The sequence below is a fragment of the Plantactinospora mayteni genome (assembly GCF_016862935.1).
GTDB lineage: Bacteria > Actinomycetota > Actinomycetes > Mycobacteriales > Micromonosporaceae > Plantactinospora > Plantactinospora mayteni.
In genome coordinates, this window is record NZ_BONX01000122.1 from 1 (window position 1) to 584 (window position 584).

The 584-nt window shown below is 65.8% G+C and carries 1 protein-coding gene; it reads right to left on the reverse strand.

Annotation, left to right across the window (positions count from 1 at the left end; translation table 11 throughout):
- Positions 1-206: 206 nt before the first annotated feature.
- A partial coding sequence (locus Pma05_RS42170; protein WP_203863151.1) for a hypothetical protein occupies positions 207-584 on the reverse strand: 378 nt, incomplete at its 5' end.

Here is a 584-nt window from a genome sequence, read left to right on the forward strand (position 1 = left end):
AGCATTGATATGGGACACGATCTCGATCAGCGCCGGCACATCGGCAGGCTAGCCCCGAGCGAGGCTGCTGGTCATCTGCTCATCGGCACGACAGAACGGGACGCCCGCGAGTCGGCTACCTACGGTGATGGCCTGGCAGGCGGATAAGGCGTGACCTGCGGCGATTGAGGATGCTCGGCCGAGGCGGACGCCGCCACTGGGGCCGATCATTGAATGGCTACCGCTATCCAAATAAGCGGAGCGACGACTGCGGCCAGTGCGGCCATGATGCTGACGACAAGGGAGACGCTCCCGCCCCAGTACCTGTGCCAGATGAAGGCCGCAGCCGCGGAGAATCCGAGCGCCGTCATGAGAACCGGCGGCATCGAGAACGCGACAGCAAGCCCGGTCATGGCCTCCGGTCCGCTGCGGTCGTTGACGAGCATGACGATGAGCGTTCCGGCCGCGAGCCAGCCCGCCACGGCGAGAGAACTTGTCACACCGAGACCGGCTTCCGCCACCGGATGTTCGCCCCAGTTGGACCTGCGCAGCGTCGGTGTCCCATTGGCCTTGGGCAACGACATGGGTGCTGGCTGGAGGGCCGA